The organism is Rhizobium sp. 01T444 (assembly GCF_056398305.1).
This window is the reverse complement of the sequence record NZ_JBFTPD010000005.1, coordinates 1-13,382: the sequence shown is the minus strand read 5'-3', so window position 1 is coordinate 13,382 and position 13,382 is coordinate 1. Positions and strand designations below refer to the sequence as shown.

The 13,382-nt window shown below is 61.1% G+C and carries 20 protein-coding genes; 15 read left to right on the top strand and 5 right to left on the bottom strand.

From position 1 onward, the window contains the following. The first annotated feature begins 18 nt into the window (after positions 1–18). Positions 19–363 (top strand): YidB family protein, encoded by a 345-nt coding sequence (locus tag AC1DTN_RS10070; protein ID WP_439015707.1) that lies wholly within the window; start codon positions 19–21, stop codon positions 361–363. 81 nt (positions 364–444) lie between these two features. Beyond that, positions 445–903: a hypothetical protein gene (locus AC1DTN_RS10065; protein WP_113321362.1), complete on the top strand. Its 459-nt coding sequence runs from the start codon at positions 445–447 to the stop codon at positions 901–903. A 30-nt stretch (positions 904–933) separates the two neighbouring features. Here the strand turns inward: AC1DTN_RS10065 and AC1DTN_RS10060 are convergent, their stop codons facing one another. The 4 genes from AC1DTN_RS10060 to AC1DTN_RS10045 are packed head-to-tail and all read right to left on the bottom strand — an operon-like array spanning position 934 to position 2,895. Further along, complete coding sequence (locus AC1DTN_RS10060) at positions 934–1,554, bottom strand: ATP-dependent Clp protease proteolytic subunit (protein WP_477920695.1); 621 nt, start codon at positions 1,552–1,554, stop codon at positions 934–936. 47 nt (positions 1,555–1,601) lie between these two features. After that, positions 1,602–1,970 carry an SRPBCC family protein gene (locus AC1DTN_RS10055; protein ID WP_477920694.1) on the bottom strand — a complete coding sequence of 123 codons (369 nt, stop codon included), beginning with the start codon at positions 1,968–1,970 and terminating at the stop codon, positions 1,602–1,604. Continuing rightward, positions 1,967–2,281: an ArsR/SmtB family transcription factor gene (locus tag AC1DTN_RS10050; protein WP_477920693.1), complete on the bottom strand. Its 315-nt coding sequence runs from the start codon at positions 2,279–2,281 to the stop codon at positions 1,967–1,969. Before AC1DTN_RS10050 ends, AC1DTN_RS10055 begins: the two co-directional genes overlap by 4 nt. A 53-nt stretch (positions 2,282–2,334) precedes the next feature. Continuing rightward, on the bottom strand, positions 2,335–2,895 hold the full coding sequence (locus tag AC1DTN_RS10045) for a TetR/AcrR family transcriptional regulator (protein ID WP_477920692.1): 561 nt from the start codon (positions 2,893–2,895) through the stop codon (positions 2,335–2,337). A gap of 155 nt (positions 2,896–3,050) precedes the next feature. Between AC1DTN_RS10045 and AC1DTN_RS10040 the strand changes: the two genes are divergently transcribed. From AC1DTN_RS10040 to copD, 11 genes are all read left to right on the top strand, one after another. Further along, positions 3,051–3,935: an NmrA family NAD(P)-binding protein gene (locus AC1DTN_RS10040; RefSeq protein WP_477920691.1), complete on the top strand. Its 885-nt coding sequence runs from the start codon at positions 3,051–3,053 to the stop codon at positions 3,933–3,935. A gap of 333 nt (positions 3,936–4,268) precedes the next feature. Next, positions 4,269–4,574, top strand: a complete 306-nt coding sequence (locus AC1DTN_RS10035) for a putative quinol monooxygenase (RefSeq protein WP_477920690.1) — start codon at positions 4,269–4,271, stop codon at positions 4,572–4,574. A gap of 57 nt (positions 4,575–4,631) precedes the next feature. Next, positions 4,632–4,946, top strand: a complete 315-nt coding sequence (locus AC1DTN_RS10030; protein ID WP_477920689.1) for an EthD family reductase — start codon at positions 4,632–4,634, stop codon at positions 4,944–4,946. A gap of 47 nt (positions 4,947–4,993) precedes the next feature. Further along, positions 4,994–5,881 carry an alpha/beta hydrolase gene (locus AC1DTN_RS10025; RefSeq protein WP_477920688.1) on the top strand — a complete coding sequence of 296 codons (888 nt, stop codon included), beginning with the start codon at positions 4,994–4,996 and terminating at the stop codon, positions 5,879–5,881. Next, the gene (locus AC1DTN_RS10020) at positions 5,878–6,735 is read left to right on the top strand and encodes a sigma-70 family RNA polymerase sigma factor (RefSeq protein WP_477920687.1); all 858 of its coding nucleotides are present in this window, start codon (positions 5,878–5,880) and stop codon (positions 6,733–6,735) included. Before AC1DTN_RS10025 ends, AC1DTN_RS10020 begins: the two co-directional genes overlap by 4 nt. A gap of 100 nt (positions 6,736–6,835) precedes the next feature. Next, on the top strand, positions 6,836–7,243 hold the full coding sequence (locus AC1DTN_RS10015) for a hypothetical protein (RefSeq protein ID WP_477920685.1): 408 nt from the start codon (positions 6,836–6,838) through the stop codon (positions 7,241–7,243). An 88-nt stretch (positions 7,244–7,331) separates the two neighbouring features. Continuing rightward, complete coding sequence (locus AC1DTN_RS10010) at positions 7,332–8,705, top strand: PepSY-associated TM helix domain-containing protein (protein ID WP_310387160.1); 1,374 nt, start codon at positions 7,332–7,334, stop codon at positions 8,703–8,705. 10 nt (positions 8,706–8,715) lie between these two features. Next, entirely contained in the window at positions 8,716–9,624 is a 909-nt protein-coding gene (locus tag AC1DTN_RS10005) for a copper uptake system-associated protein (RefSeq protein WP_477920683.1), read from the top strand. Continuing rightward, positions 9,621–10,217: an SCO family protein gene (locus AC1DTN_RS10000; RefSeq protein WP_477920682.1), complete on the top strand. Its 597-nt coding sequence runs from the start codon at positions 9,621–9,623 to the stop codon at positions 10,215–10,217. The genes AC1DTN_RS10005 and AC1DTN_RS10000 overlap by 4 nt, the downstream gene beginning before the upstream one ends. 139 nt (positions 10,218–10,356) lie before the next feature. Continuing rightward, complete coding sequence (copC, locus tag AC1DTN_RS09995; protein WP_477920680.1) at positions 10,357–10,722, top strand: copper homeostasis periplasmic binding protein CopC; 366 nt, start codon at positions 10,357–10,359, stop codon at positions 10,720–10,722. After that, a complete protein-coding gene (gene copD / locus AC1DTN_RS09990; protein ID WP_477920679.1) occupies positions 10,722–11,609 on the top strand; it encodes a copper homeostasis membrane protein CopD in 888 nt (295 codons plus the stop codon). The genes copC and copD overlap by 1 nt, the downstream gene beginning before the upstream one ends. A 129-nt stretch (positions 11,610–11,738) precedes the next feature. Here copD and AC1DTN_RS09985 read toward each other — a convergent pair whose 3' ends face one another. Continuing rightward, complete coding sequence (locus tag AC1DTN_RS09985; RefSeq protein ID WP_113321374.1) at positions 11,739–11,927, bottom strand: hypothetical protein; 189 nt, start codon at positions 11,925–11,927, stop codon at positions 11,739–11,741. A gap of 313 nt (positions 11,928–12,240) precedes the next feature. Here AC1DTN_RS09985 and groES point away from each other — a divergent pair, with 313 nt between their 5' ends. Together groES and groEL are read left to right on the top strand one after the other, a co-directional pair. Then, positions 12,241–12,537: a co-chaperone GroES gene (gene groES, locus AC1DTN_RS09980; protein ID WP_113321375.1), complete on the top strand. Its 297-nt coding sequence runs from the start codon at positions 12,241–12,243 to the stop codon at positions 12,535–12,537. 63 nt (positions 12,538–12,600) lie between these two features. Next, the coding region (groEL, locus tag AC1DTN_RS09975; RefSeq protein ID WP_477920677.1) for a chaperonin GroEL at positions 12,601–13,382 on the top strand (782 nt) is incomplete at its 3' end.

The following is a 13,382-nucleotide window of genomic DNA, read 5'->3' as shown; positions in this document are numbered from 1 at the left end:
ATGGGTGGAGGAGCAACCATGAGTATTTTCGACGGTTTAGGCGGTGTTCTCTCTGATGTGCTTGCCGGCAGGCAGGTCGATTACGTCGCGGTTGCAACCAGAATATTCGACAATGCCGGAGGGCTGCAGGGCATCGTTTCCCAGCTCAATTCGGCGGGCCTCGGCGAGCAGGTCTCATCCTGGATCGGCACCGGCCACAATCTTCCCGTATCGGCGGAACAGATCCAGGCGGCCTTGTCGTCCGATCAGCTGCGCGATCTCGCCGCCAAGTTCGGCGTCAATGCCGATGATGTGTCCAAGCTGCTTGCCGAGCATCTGCCGAAAGCCGTCGATGCGGCAACGCCCAATGGAACCGTTTCATAGGCTTCAAAGACTTGGGGTCTCAAAGATTTGGGGCCTCAAAGACGTGCATGCCGTGAACTGCCCCCAACACGAGGATATCCCATGATTGCGAGATTGCTTGTGCCCGCTTCCGCCGGAGCGTTGATTGCCGCCGCCTTCTTCGTTTCTCCGGCCTCCGCGCTGACCATGAAGGAATGCAGCGCCAAATATCAGACGGCCAAGGCCGATGGTTCGGCCAAGGACATGAAGTGGAACGACTTCCGGGCGAAGTTCTGTGGCGCGGATGCGGCCGCCGAAGATGCTGCCGATGACAAGGCAGTGGCCGCAACGACGGACAAGGAGCCCGCAAAGCCGACGGTCAAGGCCCCCAAGGGCGTGACCATGCCGAAGGCGATCGACAAGAAATACGCCAGCGAAACGCCTGCCAAGGGCCGGCTGCATACCTGCGTCGACAGCTATCATGCCAACAAGGATGCCGGCACGCTCAACGATCTGAAATGGATCCAGAAGGGCGGCGGCTATTGGAGCCTTTGCAATACGGCATTGAAGGCCGGTAGCTGAGGTTTAGGCTGGCGAGGGCGGGGCGCATGGCTATTGCGCTCCTACCTCTGCCACATCCTCTCGATCCGTCAGGATGCGGTCGATCAGCCCCCATTCCAGGGCCTCTTCAGCCCTCATGAAGCGGTCCCGATCCATCGCCTGCTCGAACTCTTCATAGGATCGCCCGCAATGCTCGGCATAGAGGCTGGTCATGAGCTGCTTCGTCTTCCTGATTTCCTCGGCATGAATGAGCATATCGGACGCCTGGCCCTGGAAGCCGCCGAGGGGCTGGTGGATGAGGATGCTGGCATTCGGAAGGGCATATCGCTCTCCCGGCTGGCCGGCCATCAGCAGGAAGGAGCCCATCGAGCGGGCCGTTCCCATGCAGAGCGTGTGCACCGGCGCGCGGATGAAACGCATCGTGTCGTACATGGCAAAACCGCTGGTCACGACGCCGCCCGGCGAATTGATGTAGAGGTTGATCGGCTTCTTGGGATTTTCGGCCTCCAGGAACAGAAGCTGGGCGCAGACGAGAGCGGACACGCCGTCGTTGATCTCGCCGTTCAGAAAGATGATCCGCTCACGCAGCAGGCGGGAATAGATGTCGAAGGATCGCTCCCCTTGGGAGGATTGTTCTACGACCATGGGGACGAGTTGCATCGCTTCGCGCATCGGCGAACTCCAATCTTTCAGAATGATAAGCGGGAAGGCCTGCCGCGTCAGGCGGCGAGCATCATAGTCTGGCTGTTGCTGTTGGCGACCGATCTCGTGAGACGCTCGAAAGTGGCATCGGTCAGCTCGTGGACGATCCGCAGGCTGGTTCCGCCCGATGCATTCGGTGCGATCGCGAAGGTGACGATGCTTTCCAGGAAGGGCGGGCTGTCGTCGCGCAATCTGTAGCGAACCTCCTTTCCCGGTGTTTCGGAGAGCGATTGCGGATCGGCAAGCGCTTCCTTCGGCAGCCATCTCTCGCGAAAATCGGCGATGCTGATCGCACGCCAGACCTTTTCCGGCGGCGCATCCAGCTCGTATCTCTGTTCGAAGCCGGTTTGTTGCTTGGTCTGTATCTCGGTCTTCACCTCGTTCATTGGTCCATATCCTTCAGCAAGAGCTTGAGAGCATCGATGCGGGCTGGCCAGTAGGCGCGATATTTCGCCAGCCATTGGGCGATGAGGGTGAGCCCCTCGGGGTCGACCTCGTAATTCACGAAACGGCCCTCCTTCTGCTCGCGCACAAGCCGTGCCGAACGCAGCACGGCGAGATGCTGGGACATGGCCGGCTGGCTGATATCCATGCCCTGGCGAAGCGCGCTGGCATTCATGCGGCCGTTCGCCAGCTTCTCGAAGATCGTGCGGCGGGTCGGGTCGGCGAGCGCGCGAAAAATGTCGTGTTCCATCATGACAACACATAAGCATACACTTATGCGATTCGCAAGTGTGTCGTATGGGCAGGTCACTCCGCCCGGTGCAGCTTCTGCCGGGCTACTTCAAGAATCTCATCCGCCATCTCTTCATCGGTCACAATACGCGCCAGCGTCAGCGCGCCGACCAGCATGGCGAAGGCGGCCATTCCCTTGCGGCGGCTGGCCTTGGTACCGGCGGGGCCGGAGCTGAAGACGGAGAACATGTCCTCGATCACTTTGGTGGCCGCTTCTCGCGTCTCTGGGCCGGAGCGGGCGAGCTCGCTGCCGAGGGAGGAGATGGGGCAGGAGGGCACGGCCTTGCCGCCGGCCCGGGTGGCGTCGATATAGGCGTTGACGACATCGTCGAAGCTGGCCTCGTCGCGCACTTTGCGCATGCTTCCGGCGACCTGATCTCCCGCCTTTTCCAGCGCTTCGGCGACCAGATGATCCTTGCTTTCGAAGTGGCGGTAGAAGCCGCCCGGTGTCAGGCCGGCAGCGGCCATGATGTCGGCGACGCTTGCTTCAGCAATGCCCGAACGCCTGATCTCGTAGGCTGCGGTGGCGACGATGGTCTGGCGCGTCCTTGCCGCTTCCTCGTTTGATTTTCGCATTTCCGGTCTCCAGCACCTTGACAATTTAGATTGTATCCAACATCTAATTAGATGTCACTCGTAATCTAAATTTCAAGGGCGGGCGATTTGTAACGGGCGAGCCTTGCGGTTCGCTCCGGCGCAATCCTGCGCCCTTTTCACAACTGGAGAAGACCATGTCCAAGACCTATCTCGTGACCGGAGCCACAGGCAAAACCGGCAAGCATACGACCCGCATCCTCCTGGAAAAGGGCCATAAGGTGCGCGCGCTCGTGCATAAGGAAGATGCGCGTTCTCAAGCACTCGCTGCGGCAGGGGCGGAGGTCGTGGTCGGTGACCTCACCGATCATGATGCCGTCATCAGCGCGGTCGCGGGCGTGAATGCCGCCTATCTTTGCTATCCAATCCGCCCGGATCTCATCGATGTGACGGCCTATTTTGCCGATGCCGCACGGCGGGCAAAGCTGGAGCTCATAGTCAACATGTCGCAGATTTCGGCGCGCGAGGTGGCGAAAAGCCATGCTGCCCGCAACCATTGGGTCGCCGAGCGCGTGCTGGATTGGTCGGGTGTGCCGACCGCCCATATCCGCCCGACCTTCTTCTCCGAATGGCTGACATTCCCCTGGGTGAGCAACGTCATTGCCAGTGAGGGCGTGATCGAGCTGCCTTATGGCGAGGGAAGGCACGCGCCCGTTGCTGGCGAGGACCAGGCGCGGCTGATTGCGGCCATGCTGGAAAACCCGGCCGAACATGCCGGCAAGATCTATCCGCTGTTCGGTCCGGTGGAGCTCAGCGAGGCGGAGATCGCCGCAAGGATGAGCGAAGTGCTCGGCCGCAAGATCGGCTACCGGCCGGCGACTGCCGAAGCCTATACGGCGCGCCTGAAGAATTTCGGCCTTGACGATTTCATCATCCAGCACTTCCTGTGCATTGCCGAGGACTGCCGCAACGGCGTCTTTGCGGGCACCAACGACGTCATCGAGCAGTTCACGGGAACGCCGCCAATGACGGTGGAGGCTTTCGTCGAGGAAAACCGCGCCGCCTTCAAGACGGCCGCCTAAGCTCGGCCGCACACGATTGGCCACCTGCGCATCCATGCTCCAGCCTGGCCGAGATCTCGGCGCGTAGCGCCCTGATATCGGCTATGGATCATCGGGATATTCCAGCCCGACACTGATGCACAGAACAAGGTCTTCGCGTTGCCGTGTACTGACGCCCTGACCGGCACACGCAGCAAGGCTGTGTGTGCCGCCCCAGGAAACGCCAATGGCGCTTTCACTGCTCGAGGATGAGGGCAGGGTCCGTTCTCCAGGGATACGGAATTTTTCGACCGGCGCGATCCGTTTCCATTCCCCGTTTCGTCTTTGGTGTGTCCGCAACTGAAGGGAACAGCCATGTCTGACGAAACCATCACTCTGATCAATCTGCTCAAAGTCGAACCGTCGAAGCAGGACGCGCTGATGGCGCTTCTGAAACAGAACATCGACACGGTGGTCCGCACGCTTGCAGGCTGGAAGACGACCCGGCTGATCGCGGCAAAGGATGGGGCGAGCGTCGTCATCTACTCCGAATGGGAGAGTGCCGCGGCCGTCGAGGCGATGCGCAGCGATCCGCGCATGACAGCCTATCTTCCCAAAATCCTCGAGCTGGCGAGCCTAGAGTCGATCGTGGGCTCGGTGGTGTTGAGCGAAGGCCGGTGAGTGCTGCGCGCAAGCACGCGTACCGGGCAAGAAACAATCAGCAAAAGGAGAACTGCAATGGCACGGATGGTCGTGATCTACCGTAGACCTGAAGATATTGATGCCTTCAACCGGCACTATTTCGAAACCCACATTCCTCTGGCCAAGAAGCTTCCAGGGCTCCGGAAATATGAGATCAGCCACGGTCCGATCGTATCGCCTGTCGGGGGCTCCGATATCTATCTCATCGGGACGCTGTATTTCGACGATATCGAGGCGATGGGAAAGGCGTTCACAAGCCCGGAAGGACAGGCGGCACGGGTGGATCGCCTGATTTTTGCACCCGATGCGTCGGGCGTTCAAATGTTCCTGTTCGAGAACAGGGAAGTCTGAAGCAATCGACTGTCAAGAGAATGCAAGATCACAGAAGAGGATCGACGATGTCGAAACCTGCAGCAGCTTTTGTCCTGGTCCATGGCGGTTGGCACAACCATTCCGTCTGGGGCAGGGTTACGCCCATCCTTGAGGCCTGGGGCTTTGCCGCGCTGACGCCCGATCTTCCCGGCGCGGGGGTCCATGCGATCGCGCCGAGATCGCTCGGTCTTCGCCCGTTCGACCCGGTGGCCTTTGCCGCCGAGCCGTCGCCGATCGCTGGCGTGACGCAGGAGGAGCGGACGCGGGCGGTCGTCGCTCTGGTCAGGCAGGCCGTGGCACTCGGCGATGGCAAGGTCATCCTGGTCGGGCACTCGGCTGGCGGGATGACGATTTCGGCTGTGGCTGAACAGGTTCCGGACCTGCTTCTCGCTGTCGTCTACCTTGCCGGCTTCCTGGTGCCGAACGGCATGCCGCTGCTTGCGATGCTGCAGCATGAAAGCCTGTCTTCGGCCTTGGCGCCACAGCTCTTCATTGGAGATCCCGTCGCCATCGGCGCGACGCGGATCAATGCCGGATCTGCCGACGATACCTATCGGTCGTTGCTCAAGGCATCGTTCTATGCCGATGTGCCGCAGGCCGAATTCGAGCAGGCGGCGGCGCAGCTTCATTGCGACGAGTCGAACGCCGGCGCCTTGAGCCCATCGCAGATCACGGCGGAGCGCTTTGGCACGGTGCAGCGCCACTATATTCGCTGCACGCAGGACCGCGCGATACCGGTGACCGGGCAGGACCACATGATTGCGACGGTTGACGCAGCCCTCGGCAACAAGACGATGATCCACACATTGGAAAGCAGCCACCCGCCATTTCTATCACAGCCGGCGGTCCTGACGGAGATTCTCGTTGGTATCTACAAGGGGGCGGGCAAAGCGCCGACAGGTGTCGAGATATGAACCGTGACGAATTCGAAGATCGCCTGACAGCGCTGCGGCCGCGGCTGCACCGCTACTGCGCGCGCATGACCGGCTCGGCGGTAGATGGCGAGGATGTGTTGCAGGACACGCTCGTCAAGGCGCTGCGGGCACGCGCCGAGGGCGGCGGTGTCGATAATCTCGAGGGCTGGCTGTTTCGCATCGCCCATAACGCGAGCCTCGATTTCCTGCGCCGCAGGTCCCGCACCACGGTCGTTCCGCTGACCGAGGACCTCGAAGCCGCAGCGATTCCCGAGGCTGATATCGTCGCGATCAGCTTTCAAACCTTTCTGCTGCTGCCGGAGCTTCAGCGCTGCGCCGTTATCCTCAAGGATGTGCTCGGCCATCCCGTGGAAGAGATTGCCGACATTGCAGGCTGCAGCCCGGCGGCCGCCAAATCCGCGCTGCAGCGCGGGCGCGCGGCGCTGCGGCAACTGGCGCAGGCGCCCGATGATATCAGGCTGCCGCTGATCTCGGATGCCGCCCGGCAACAAATCGCCGCATATGTCCACCTGTTCCAAATCGGCGATTTCGATGCGATCCGCGCCATGCTCGCCGACGACGTCAGGCTCGAGCTCGTCAATCGTCTCAAATGGGAGGGGCGCGACAAGATCAGCCCCTATTTCACGCGGTATGCCGAAGAAACCAAATGGCGTTTCGCCCTTGGTGCCGTCGAAGGCCGTCCGGCAATGCTGGTCTTTGCAGCCGGCGGCTCCACGGAGAGGCCGGCGCATTTCGTGCTCGTAGATTGGGATAACGGCCGGATCGCTGCGATCCGCGATTTCCTGTTTGCACCCTATGCGCTGGAAGCGGTGGACTGGGTGCGATTGGTCTGAACAGGCAGGAGCGCGACATGAATGTCGCATTGAGCTTTCGTGCGGATACCGCTATCACGGGTTCAATACCGAGGTAGGGGCCTCGCGGCGCAGGGGAACGATGCAACATCGTCTGGACAGGATCGAGCAATGGCTGGTGCGCATTCTGTGCACCATCGCGCTCGTCTTTGTCGGTCTTGCGCATCAGGTCCCAGCCGCTGCCGAAGATGCTCTGAGCCCTGCAGCACTTGCCCAATATGTGCTGCCTGACGGCACGCTGCCGACGCTCTGCGTCACCGTTGTCGACGACCACGGCAAGGAGCATGGCAAGATTGCGCATCTCAATCCGTGCGAAGCTTGCCGCATCGGCGCTTCCGTCGTGCTGCCGCAGCCTGCCGATGTCACCGGCGCGCGCATCGGCTTCACGTTCAAGGTTGAGCTGCCGCGCCGCGTCGAAGCCTTCCATCGCCAGCTTTTCCCGCCGAATACCGGGCCGCGCGCCCCGCCTGCAAACCCGATCCTTGCCTGAACCCGCATTGCGGCCAAGGCCGTGATGCGTCTTGCAATCATGGCCGGGCCGCATTGACGCCGCCGGCCGAGGATTCGGATCCACTTTCATGTCTATCACCACTGCCACTGAGGCGGCAGAGAACGCCGTACCAGGCGTTTCGCTCTATCGCGCCATCTGGCGCTGGCACTTTTTTGCCGGCCTGCTGGTCATTCCCTTCCTGCTCAATCTCGCCATTACCGGCTCGCTTTATCTCTTCAAGGACGAGATCAACGATACGGTCTTTGCCTATCGTTATATCGTCGAGCCCGCCGGCGAGGCGCTCTCGCCGCAGAAGATTGCCGATATAGCGGCGGCTGCTGTTCCGGGCTCGGTTGCGAGCTCCTACAGGGACCCGGCCGGGCTCGACCGGTCAGCGATCGTGACCGTGTCTTCGGATGCCGGCCAGACGCTGGTTTTCGTCAATCCCTATGACGGCAAGGTGCTTGATACGGTGGGCTCCACCGAGGAGTTCAACTATGTCGTCAAGCGCATCCACAGCCTTGCGTTGTTCGGCGGCTTGCCCAACAAGCTGATCGAGATCACGGGCGGCTTTGCCATGGTGCTGGTCGTGACCGGCATCTATCTCTGGTGGCCGCGGCGGCAGACGGGTGGGGTGGTAACCGTGCGCGGCACGCCTTCGCGGCGGGTCTTCTGGCGCGATCTCCATGCGGTGACCGGTGCCTTCGCCGGTATCCTGATCTTCTTCATGGCGATGACGGGCATGCCCTGGTCCGGCTATTGGGGCGCCAATGCCAACGCCTGGCTGACGAGCCACGATCTCGGCTATCCGGTGCAGCTGTGGGATGCCGTGCCGAAATCGCAGAAGGTGACGGAGGATATTCTTCCCAAGGCCGGCTGGATCGTCGAGAAGGCGCCAGTGCCGCTGTCGGAGATTGCGGCGGCGCAGTCGAAGAAGCCGATCGGGCTTGACAAGGCGGTGGAGATTGCGCGGGGTCTTGGCATGGCGCCGGGTTTCGATCTTGCCATTCCCGGCGGCGAGACGGGCGTTTATACGGCGGCGGTCTATCCTGACGATCTCACCAACGAGCGCACGCTTCATATCGACCAATATTCCGGCAAACCGCTCATCGATCTCTCCTTCGGGCAGTATCCCTTTTTCGGCCGGGCGATCGAATGGGGCATCAACGTGCATCAGGGCCAGGAATTCGGGCTCTTCAACCAGTTGCTGATGCTGGCGACCTGCCTCGTCATCATCCTCTCCTGCGTAACCGGCATCGTCATGTGGTGGAAGCGGCGGCCGGCCGGAAGGCTCGGAGTGCCGCCCATGCCGCCGCGACGCTCGGTCTATCTCGGGCTCTGGACCATTGTGCTCGCCTTCGCCATCGCCTTTCCGATGAGCGGATTGGTGATCCTGGTGATGATCGCCTTCGACCAGATGGTGATCCGCTTCGTGCCGCCGCTGAAGCGCGCCTTTGCCTGAGGAGGGGATGATGATGAAGACGATTGTTTCTCTCTTCGTGGGCCTGATGATTGCGACGGCTGCGGTGGCGCAGGAGCCGACGATCAGGATCGACCATGCGGCCTCACATTCCATGGTGCCGGGCGCCAAGGTTGGCGACGGTTATCTTGTTATCACCAATAGTGGCAGCGAGCCGGACCGGCTTGTTGCCGCAAGCTCGGATCGGGCAAAGACCGTGCAACTGCACCAGATGACCATGGCAAATGGCATCATGACCATGCGTGAGCTGAAGGGCGGGCTTGCCATTCCGGCCGGGCAGACGGTGACGCTTGCGCCGAACTACCACCTGATGTTCCAGGACGTGATCAAACCCTTCAAGCAGGGCGAGACGATCCGGGCGGTGCTGAGCTTCGAGAAGGCTGGTGAGATCACGGTCGATTTCGCCGTCGGCAAGATCGCTGGGCCGCTGGATGATGTCGGTGGAGCCGGTGGCATGGACCATGGGGCGATGGATATGCCTGGGATGGAAGGCATGGACATGTCGGGGCCACCGCCTGAAGAGGCCATTCCCGCGACGCTGAAGACGATGTTCGAGCGGCCGGACAAGCCGCTGACCATTCTGCCCGTGGTCGTCAGGAATGACTGGGCGATCGCCGGCTGGCAGCAGGATGGGCGGGGCGGACGAGCGCTGTTGAAGAAGGGCCATCATGGCTGGAGCGTCTTTCTCTGCAGCGGTGATGGGATCAGGCAAGCGGCGGCGCTGGAGAAGGCCGGGCTTTCGGCTGACGATGCCAAGGCGCTGGCGGCGGATCTCGCGGAGGCTGAAGCCAGGCTCGACCCCAAAGTGCTGGCGCTGTTTGCGAGCTTCGAAGGCACCGTCATGATGGTGGGCGAGGCTGGTGATGCCGGTCAGGGCGGCCATGAGGGGCATGGCCAATGAGCGCGCGCACCCTTGCCATTTCAGGCTTTGCCGCAAGTGCGGTCTTCGTCGGCGCGCTCGTCGCGTTGATGGTGTCGCTCTATCTTTCGGAGCCGCGCACCGGGCCTTTCAACACGCATTTTTCTCTCGTCGACGACAGGGGCAATGCGGTCGACCAGTCGATCTTCCGGGGGCATCCGGCGCTCGTCTATTTCGGCTATACCCATTGCCCGGAGGCCTGCCCGACGACGCTCTACGAGGTGGCCGACTGGCTGGTGACGCTCGGCGATCAGGGCAGGGCGCTGAAGGCCTATTTCTTCTCGATCGATCCGGAGCGCGACACGCGAGAAGTGATGCATGACTACGTCACCGCCTTCTCCAGCCGCATCACGGGCATTACCGGTGAGCCGGCGGAGATGAGGAAGGTCTCCGGCGGCTGGTTCATCCATGCGTCGAAGCTGCCGAGCGAAGACGGCAATTATCACATGAGCCACACGGTTTCGCTGCTGATGATCGGCGCCGATGGGCGGCTGAAGGGGTTGATTCCGTACGGCACGGATCGGGATGAGGCGCTGGCGAAGATCCGTGATGTGTTGCTCGGCGGAGGGCTGTGAGATGACGGCCCTTCGAACAAAGCGCAAACCCCAGCAGCAAATTGCAGCATCGCCCGGAATAAATCCGCTCTCCGACTGTCTAACCAGGCAAGGGCCAAATGCCATCGCCTGTCCCAATGAAACCGAAAGGCATGATCTGATGTCTCAACTCACGCGCATTCTCTCCGTCGCCGCCATCGCGAGCATCGCCCTTGCCGGCCAGGCTTTCGCGCATGCGCATCTGAAAAGCTCCGAGCCGGCCGACAAGGCCGCCGTTGCGGCCCCCAGCGAACTCGATCTTACCTTCACCGAGGAACTGAACCTCAAGTTCAGCGGCGTCACCATCACCGGGCCGGACAAGACGGAGATCAAACTCGGTGACGCCATGCTCGAGGATGGCGGCAAGGTGCTGATGGTGCCGGTGTCTGATAAGCTCGCGCCCGGCAGCTATACGGTCGACTGGCATGTGCTTTCGACCGACGGACACAAGACGAATGGCGCGTATAGCTTCACCGTAAAGCCCTGATGACACCTGATACCGCCAACATCGCCTGCCGTTTCGTCTTCGACGGGGCCGTCTTGTTTCTCTGGGGCAGCGCCGCCTATCTGTGGCTGCTCGTGCCGCATGGCTTGAGCGGCTGCATCTGGGTGAAGCTCCGGGCCGTGCGTGTTGCCGCGGTGGCACTGGCAGTCCTCGCTACGCTGGTGCTGCTGCCGGTGCGCTGCGCCATGCTCGGCAATGGCTGGGCGGATGGGCTGGACGGGGATGTGATGACTTCAGTGCTGACGGGAACCTCTGTCGGCACTGCCTGGGCCTGGCAGGCGGTGTTTGCCGCACTTCTCCTCGTGGTGACATTGCTGCCGTTACGGCAGCAGGTTGCCGCTACGGCTGTCGTCTCCGCGCTTCTTCTCTGCGGCCTGTCGCTGACCGGCCATGCGTCCATGAATGACGGGTGGCTGCGGGTGCTGCACCGGGCGAACGACATGGTGCATGTGCTGTCGGGCGGCGCCTGGGTCGGGGCGCTGATCCCCGTGGCGCTCGTGCTTTCCCGGCTTGGTGATAGCGCGGCAGGGGCGGATGCCCTGACAGCGTTGATCCGCTTCTCGACGGCGGGGCATGTCGCGGTGGCCCTGGTCATTTTATCCGGGGTTGCCAATAGTCTGCTGATCATCGGCGGCTTGCCGCTTGACTGGAGCCTGCCGTATCAGCGGCTGCTTTCCCTGAAGATCGCGCTTGCCTTGCTGATGATGCTGATTGCCGTCTTCAACCGTTATGGGCTGGTGCCGCGCATGGGGCGGTCGCACTTGGCCGGGAAAGCGCTGGCGGCGGGGACCGCGGGGGAGATCGTCATCGCCATTGGCGTTGTGGCGCTCGTCGCCTGGTTCGGGACGCTGGAGCCGTTTCCGGGATAGGGCGCTGCTTAGCCCCACCTTCCGGAGCTAAGCCGGAAAATGCTCATCCATCCATAAACGGGCAAGGACGAAGTCGAGGTCATCTGGAGCCCATTCGCGGCGATCAGGCTGCCGCGAAGCCTTCCATTCTCAAACGCGCTTGGTTGGCTCTCTTATTGCTGCCTGCTCGATGCTCAGTTGGCGGCGGAGTTTTGAGAGCTCTTCATGCTTGACTTCCTTGATGTTCGGGGAGGCCATTTCCGCGTCCAGTTTCTTCAGACTTGCTTCTATCTCGGCAGATCTGACTTCGTTTTCACTCTTTTTCCGGAATTCGATCATATCGCGTCTCCTTGGGTGGCCGATATCAGGCAGATTTGAGCTCTTCTTGGTGCACGAGGTTCGCATGGCGACCGCAACTATTCCGGTTCGAATTCCATCGATGCCAGACGTTCGATCCTTAAAAAATTTAAATAAGATCCAAAAGATTTTAAACAAGTGGGCCGCACCGATCCGCAGTCATTCAAGGCCCGGTGGAGATCACGCTCTCGGATTCTACCAAAACACGAATCTCACTAGCACTCTCAACGCAAGACTGCTAAAACGGTTCATCGGGATTGGCCATTCGGCTGCGATCCCGTCGAGGAACCCCACAATGACAGAGATTAATTTTCGGCCGTTACACGACCGCGTCGTCGTGCGCCGGATCGAGGCTGAAGCCAAGACCAAGGGCGGCATCATCATTCCTGACACGGTCAAGGAAAAGCCGCAGGAAGGCGAAATCGTCGCCGTCGGCACCGGCGCTCGTGACGAGTCCGGCAAGGTCGTCCCGCTCGACGTCAAGGCCGGCGATCGCATCCTGTTCGGCAAGTGGTCCGGCACCGAGATCAAGATCAACGGTGAGGATCTGCTGATCATGAAGGAAGCGGATGTGATGGGCATTATCGCCTGATCGTCGACCGCATCCCTATTCTGTTTTATAGTGATCATTGGGCGATCAGCCCGGGAGGTTTCCATGTCTGCCAAACAAATCATATTCGGCCGTGATGCGCGCGAAAAGCTGCTGCGCGGTGTCGATATTCTCGCTGACGCAGTGAAGGTCACGCTTGGTCCGAAGGGCCGCAACGTCGTTATCGATAAGTCCTTCGGCGCGCCACGCATCACCAAGGATGGCGTCGCCGTCGCCAAAGAGATCGAACTGGATGACAAGTTCGAAAACATGGGCGCGCAGATGGTCCGCGAAGTTGCTTCGAAGACCAACGACATCGCCGGCGACGGCACTACGACCGCCACGGTTCTTGCCCAGGCCATCGTTCGCGAAGGCGGCAAGGCTGTAGCAGCCGGCATGAACCCGATGGACCTGAAGCGCGGCATCGATCTTGCCGTTGCCGCTGTCGTCAAGGACCTGCTTTCCAAGGCCAAGACGATCGGCACGTCGGAAGAAATCGCCCAGGTCGGCACGATCTCGGCCAATGGCGAGACGGATGTTGGCCAGTACATCGCCGATGCGATGCAGAAGGTCGGCAACGAAGGTGTCATCACCGTCGAAGAAGCCAAGACGGCTGAAACCGAGCTCGAAGTCGTCGAAGGCATGCAGTTCGACCGCGGCTACCTGAGCCCGTACTTCGTCACCAACCCGGAAAAGATGGTTGCTGACCTCGAAGACGCTTTCATCCTCCTGCACGAAAAGAAGCTCTCGAACCTGCAGTCCATGCTCCCGGTTCTCGAAGCTGTCGTTCAGACCGGCAAGCCGCTCCTCATCATCGCTGAAGACGTCGAAGGCGAAGCTCTTGCGAC

Coding starts and splice junctions, on each gene's coding strand:
- AC1DTN_RS10020 (WP_477920687.1), top strand. CDS start 5,878: ATGAACCGTGACGAATTCGAAGATCGCCTGACAGCGCTGCGGCCGCGG.
- AC1DTN_RS10040 (WP_477920691.1), top strand. CDS start 3,051: ATGTCCAAGACCTATCTCGTGACCGGAGCCACAGGCAAAACCGGCAAG.
- AC1DTN_RS10055 (WP_477920694.1), bottom strand. CDS start 1,970: ATGAACGAGGTGAAGACCGAGATACAGACCAAGCAACAAACCGGCTTC.
- copD (WP_477920679.1), top strand. CDS start 10,722: ATGACACCTGATACCGCCAACATCGCCTGCCGTTTCGTCTTCGACGGG.
- AC1DTN_RS10000 (WP_477920682.1), top strand. CDS start 9,621: ATGAGCGCGCGCACCCTTGCCATTTCAGGCTTTGCCGCAAGTGCGGTC.
- AC1DTN_RS09985 (WP_113321374.1), bottom strand. CDS start 11,927: ATGATCGAATTCCGGAAAAAGAGTGAAAACGAAGTCAGATCTGCCGAG.
- AC1DTN_RS10050 (WP_477920693.1), bottom strand. CDS start 2,281: ATGATGGAACACGACATTTTTCGCGCGCTCGCCGACCCGACCCGCCGC.
- AC1DTN_RS10025 (WP_477920688.1), top strand. CDS start 4,994: ATGTCGAAACCTGCAGCAGCTTTTGTCCTGGTCCATGGCGGTTGGCAC.
- AC1DTN_RS10010 (WP_310387160.1), top strand. CDS start 7,332: ATGTCTATCACCACTGCCACTGAGGCGGCAGAGAACGCCGTACCAGGC.
- AC1DTN_RS10065 (WP_113321362.1), top strand. CDS start 445: ATGATTGCGAGATTGCTTGTGCCCGCTTCCGCCGGAGCGTTGATTGCC.
- groES (WP_113321375.1), top strand. CDS start 12,241: ATGACAGAGATTAATTTTCGGCCGTTACACGACCGCGTCGTCGTGCGC.
- AC1DTN_RS10015 (WP_477920685.1), top strand. CDS start 6,836: ATGCAACATCGTCTGGACAGGATCGAGCAATGGCTGGTGCGCATTCTG.
- AC1DTN_RS10030 (WP_477920689.1), top strand. CDS start 4,632: ATGGCACGGATGGTCGTGATCTACCGTAGACCTGAAGATATTGATGCC.
- AC1DTN_RS10035 (WP_477920690.1), top strand. CDS start 4,269: ATGTCTGACGAAACCATCACTCTGATCAATCTGCTCAAAGTCGAACCG.
- AC1DTN_RS10045 (WP_477920692.1), bottom strand. CDS start 2,895: ATGCGAAAATCAAACGAGGAAGCGGCAAGGACGCGCCAGACCATCGTC.
- AC1DTN_RS10070 (WP_439015707.1), top strand. CDS start 19: ATGAGTATTTTCGACGGTTTAGGCGGTGTTCTCTCTGATGTGCTTGCC.
- AC1DTN_RS10060 (WP_477920695.1), bottom strand. CDS start 1,554: ATGCGCGAAGCGATGCAACTCGTCCCCATGGTCGTAGAACAATCCTCC.
- AC1DTN_RS10005 (WP_477920683.1), top strand. CDS start 8,716: ATGATGAAGACGATTGTTTCTCTCTTCGTGGGCCTGATGATTGCGACG.
- copC (WP_477920680.1), top strand. CDS start 10,357: ATGTCTCAACTCACGCGCATTCTCTCCGTCGCCGCCATCGCGAGCATC.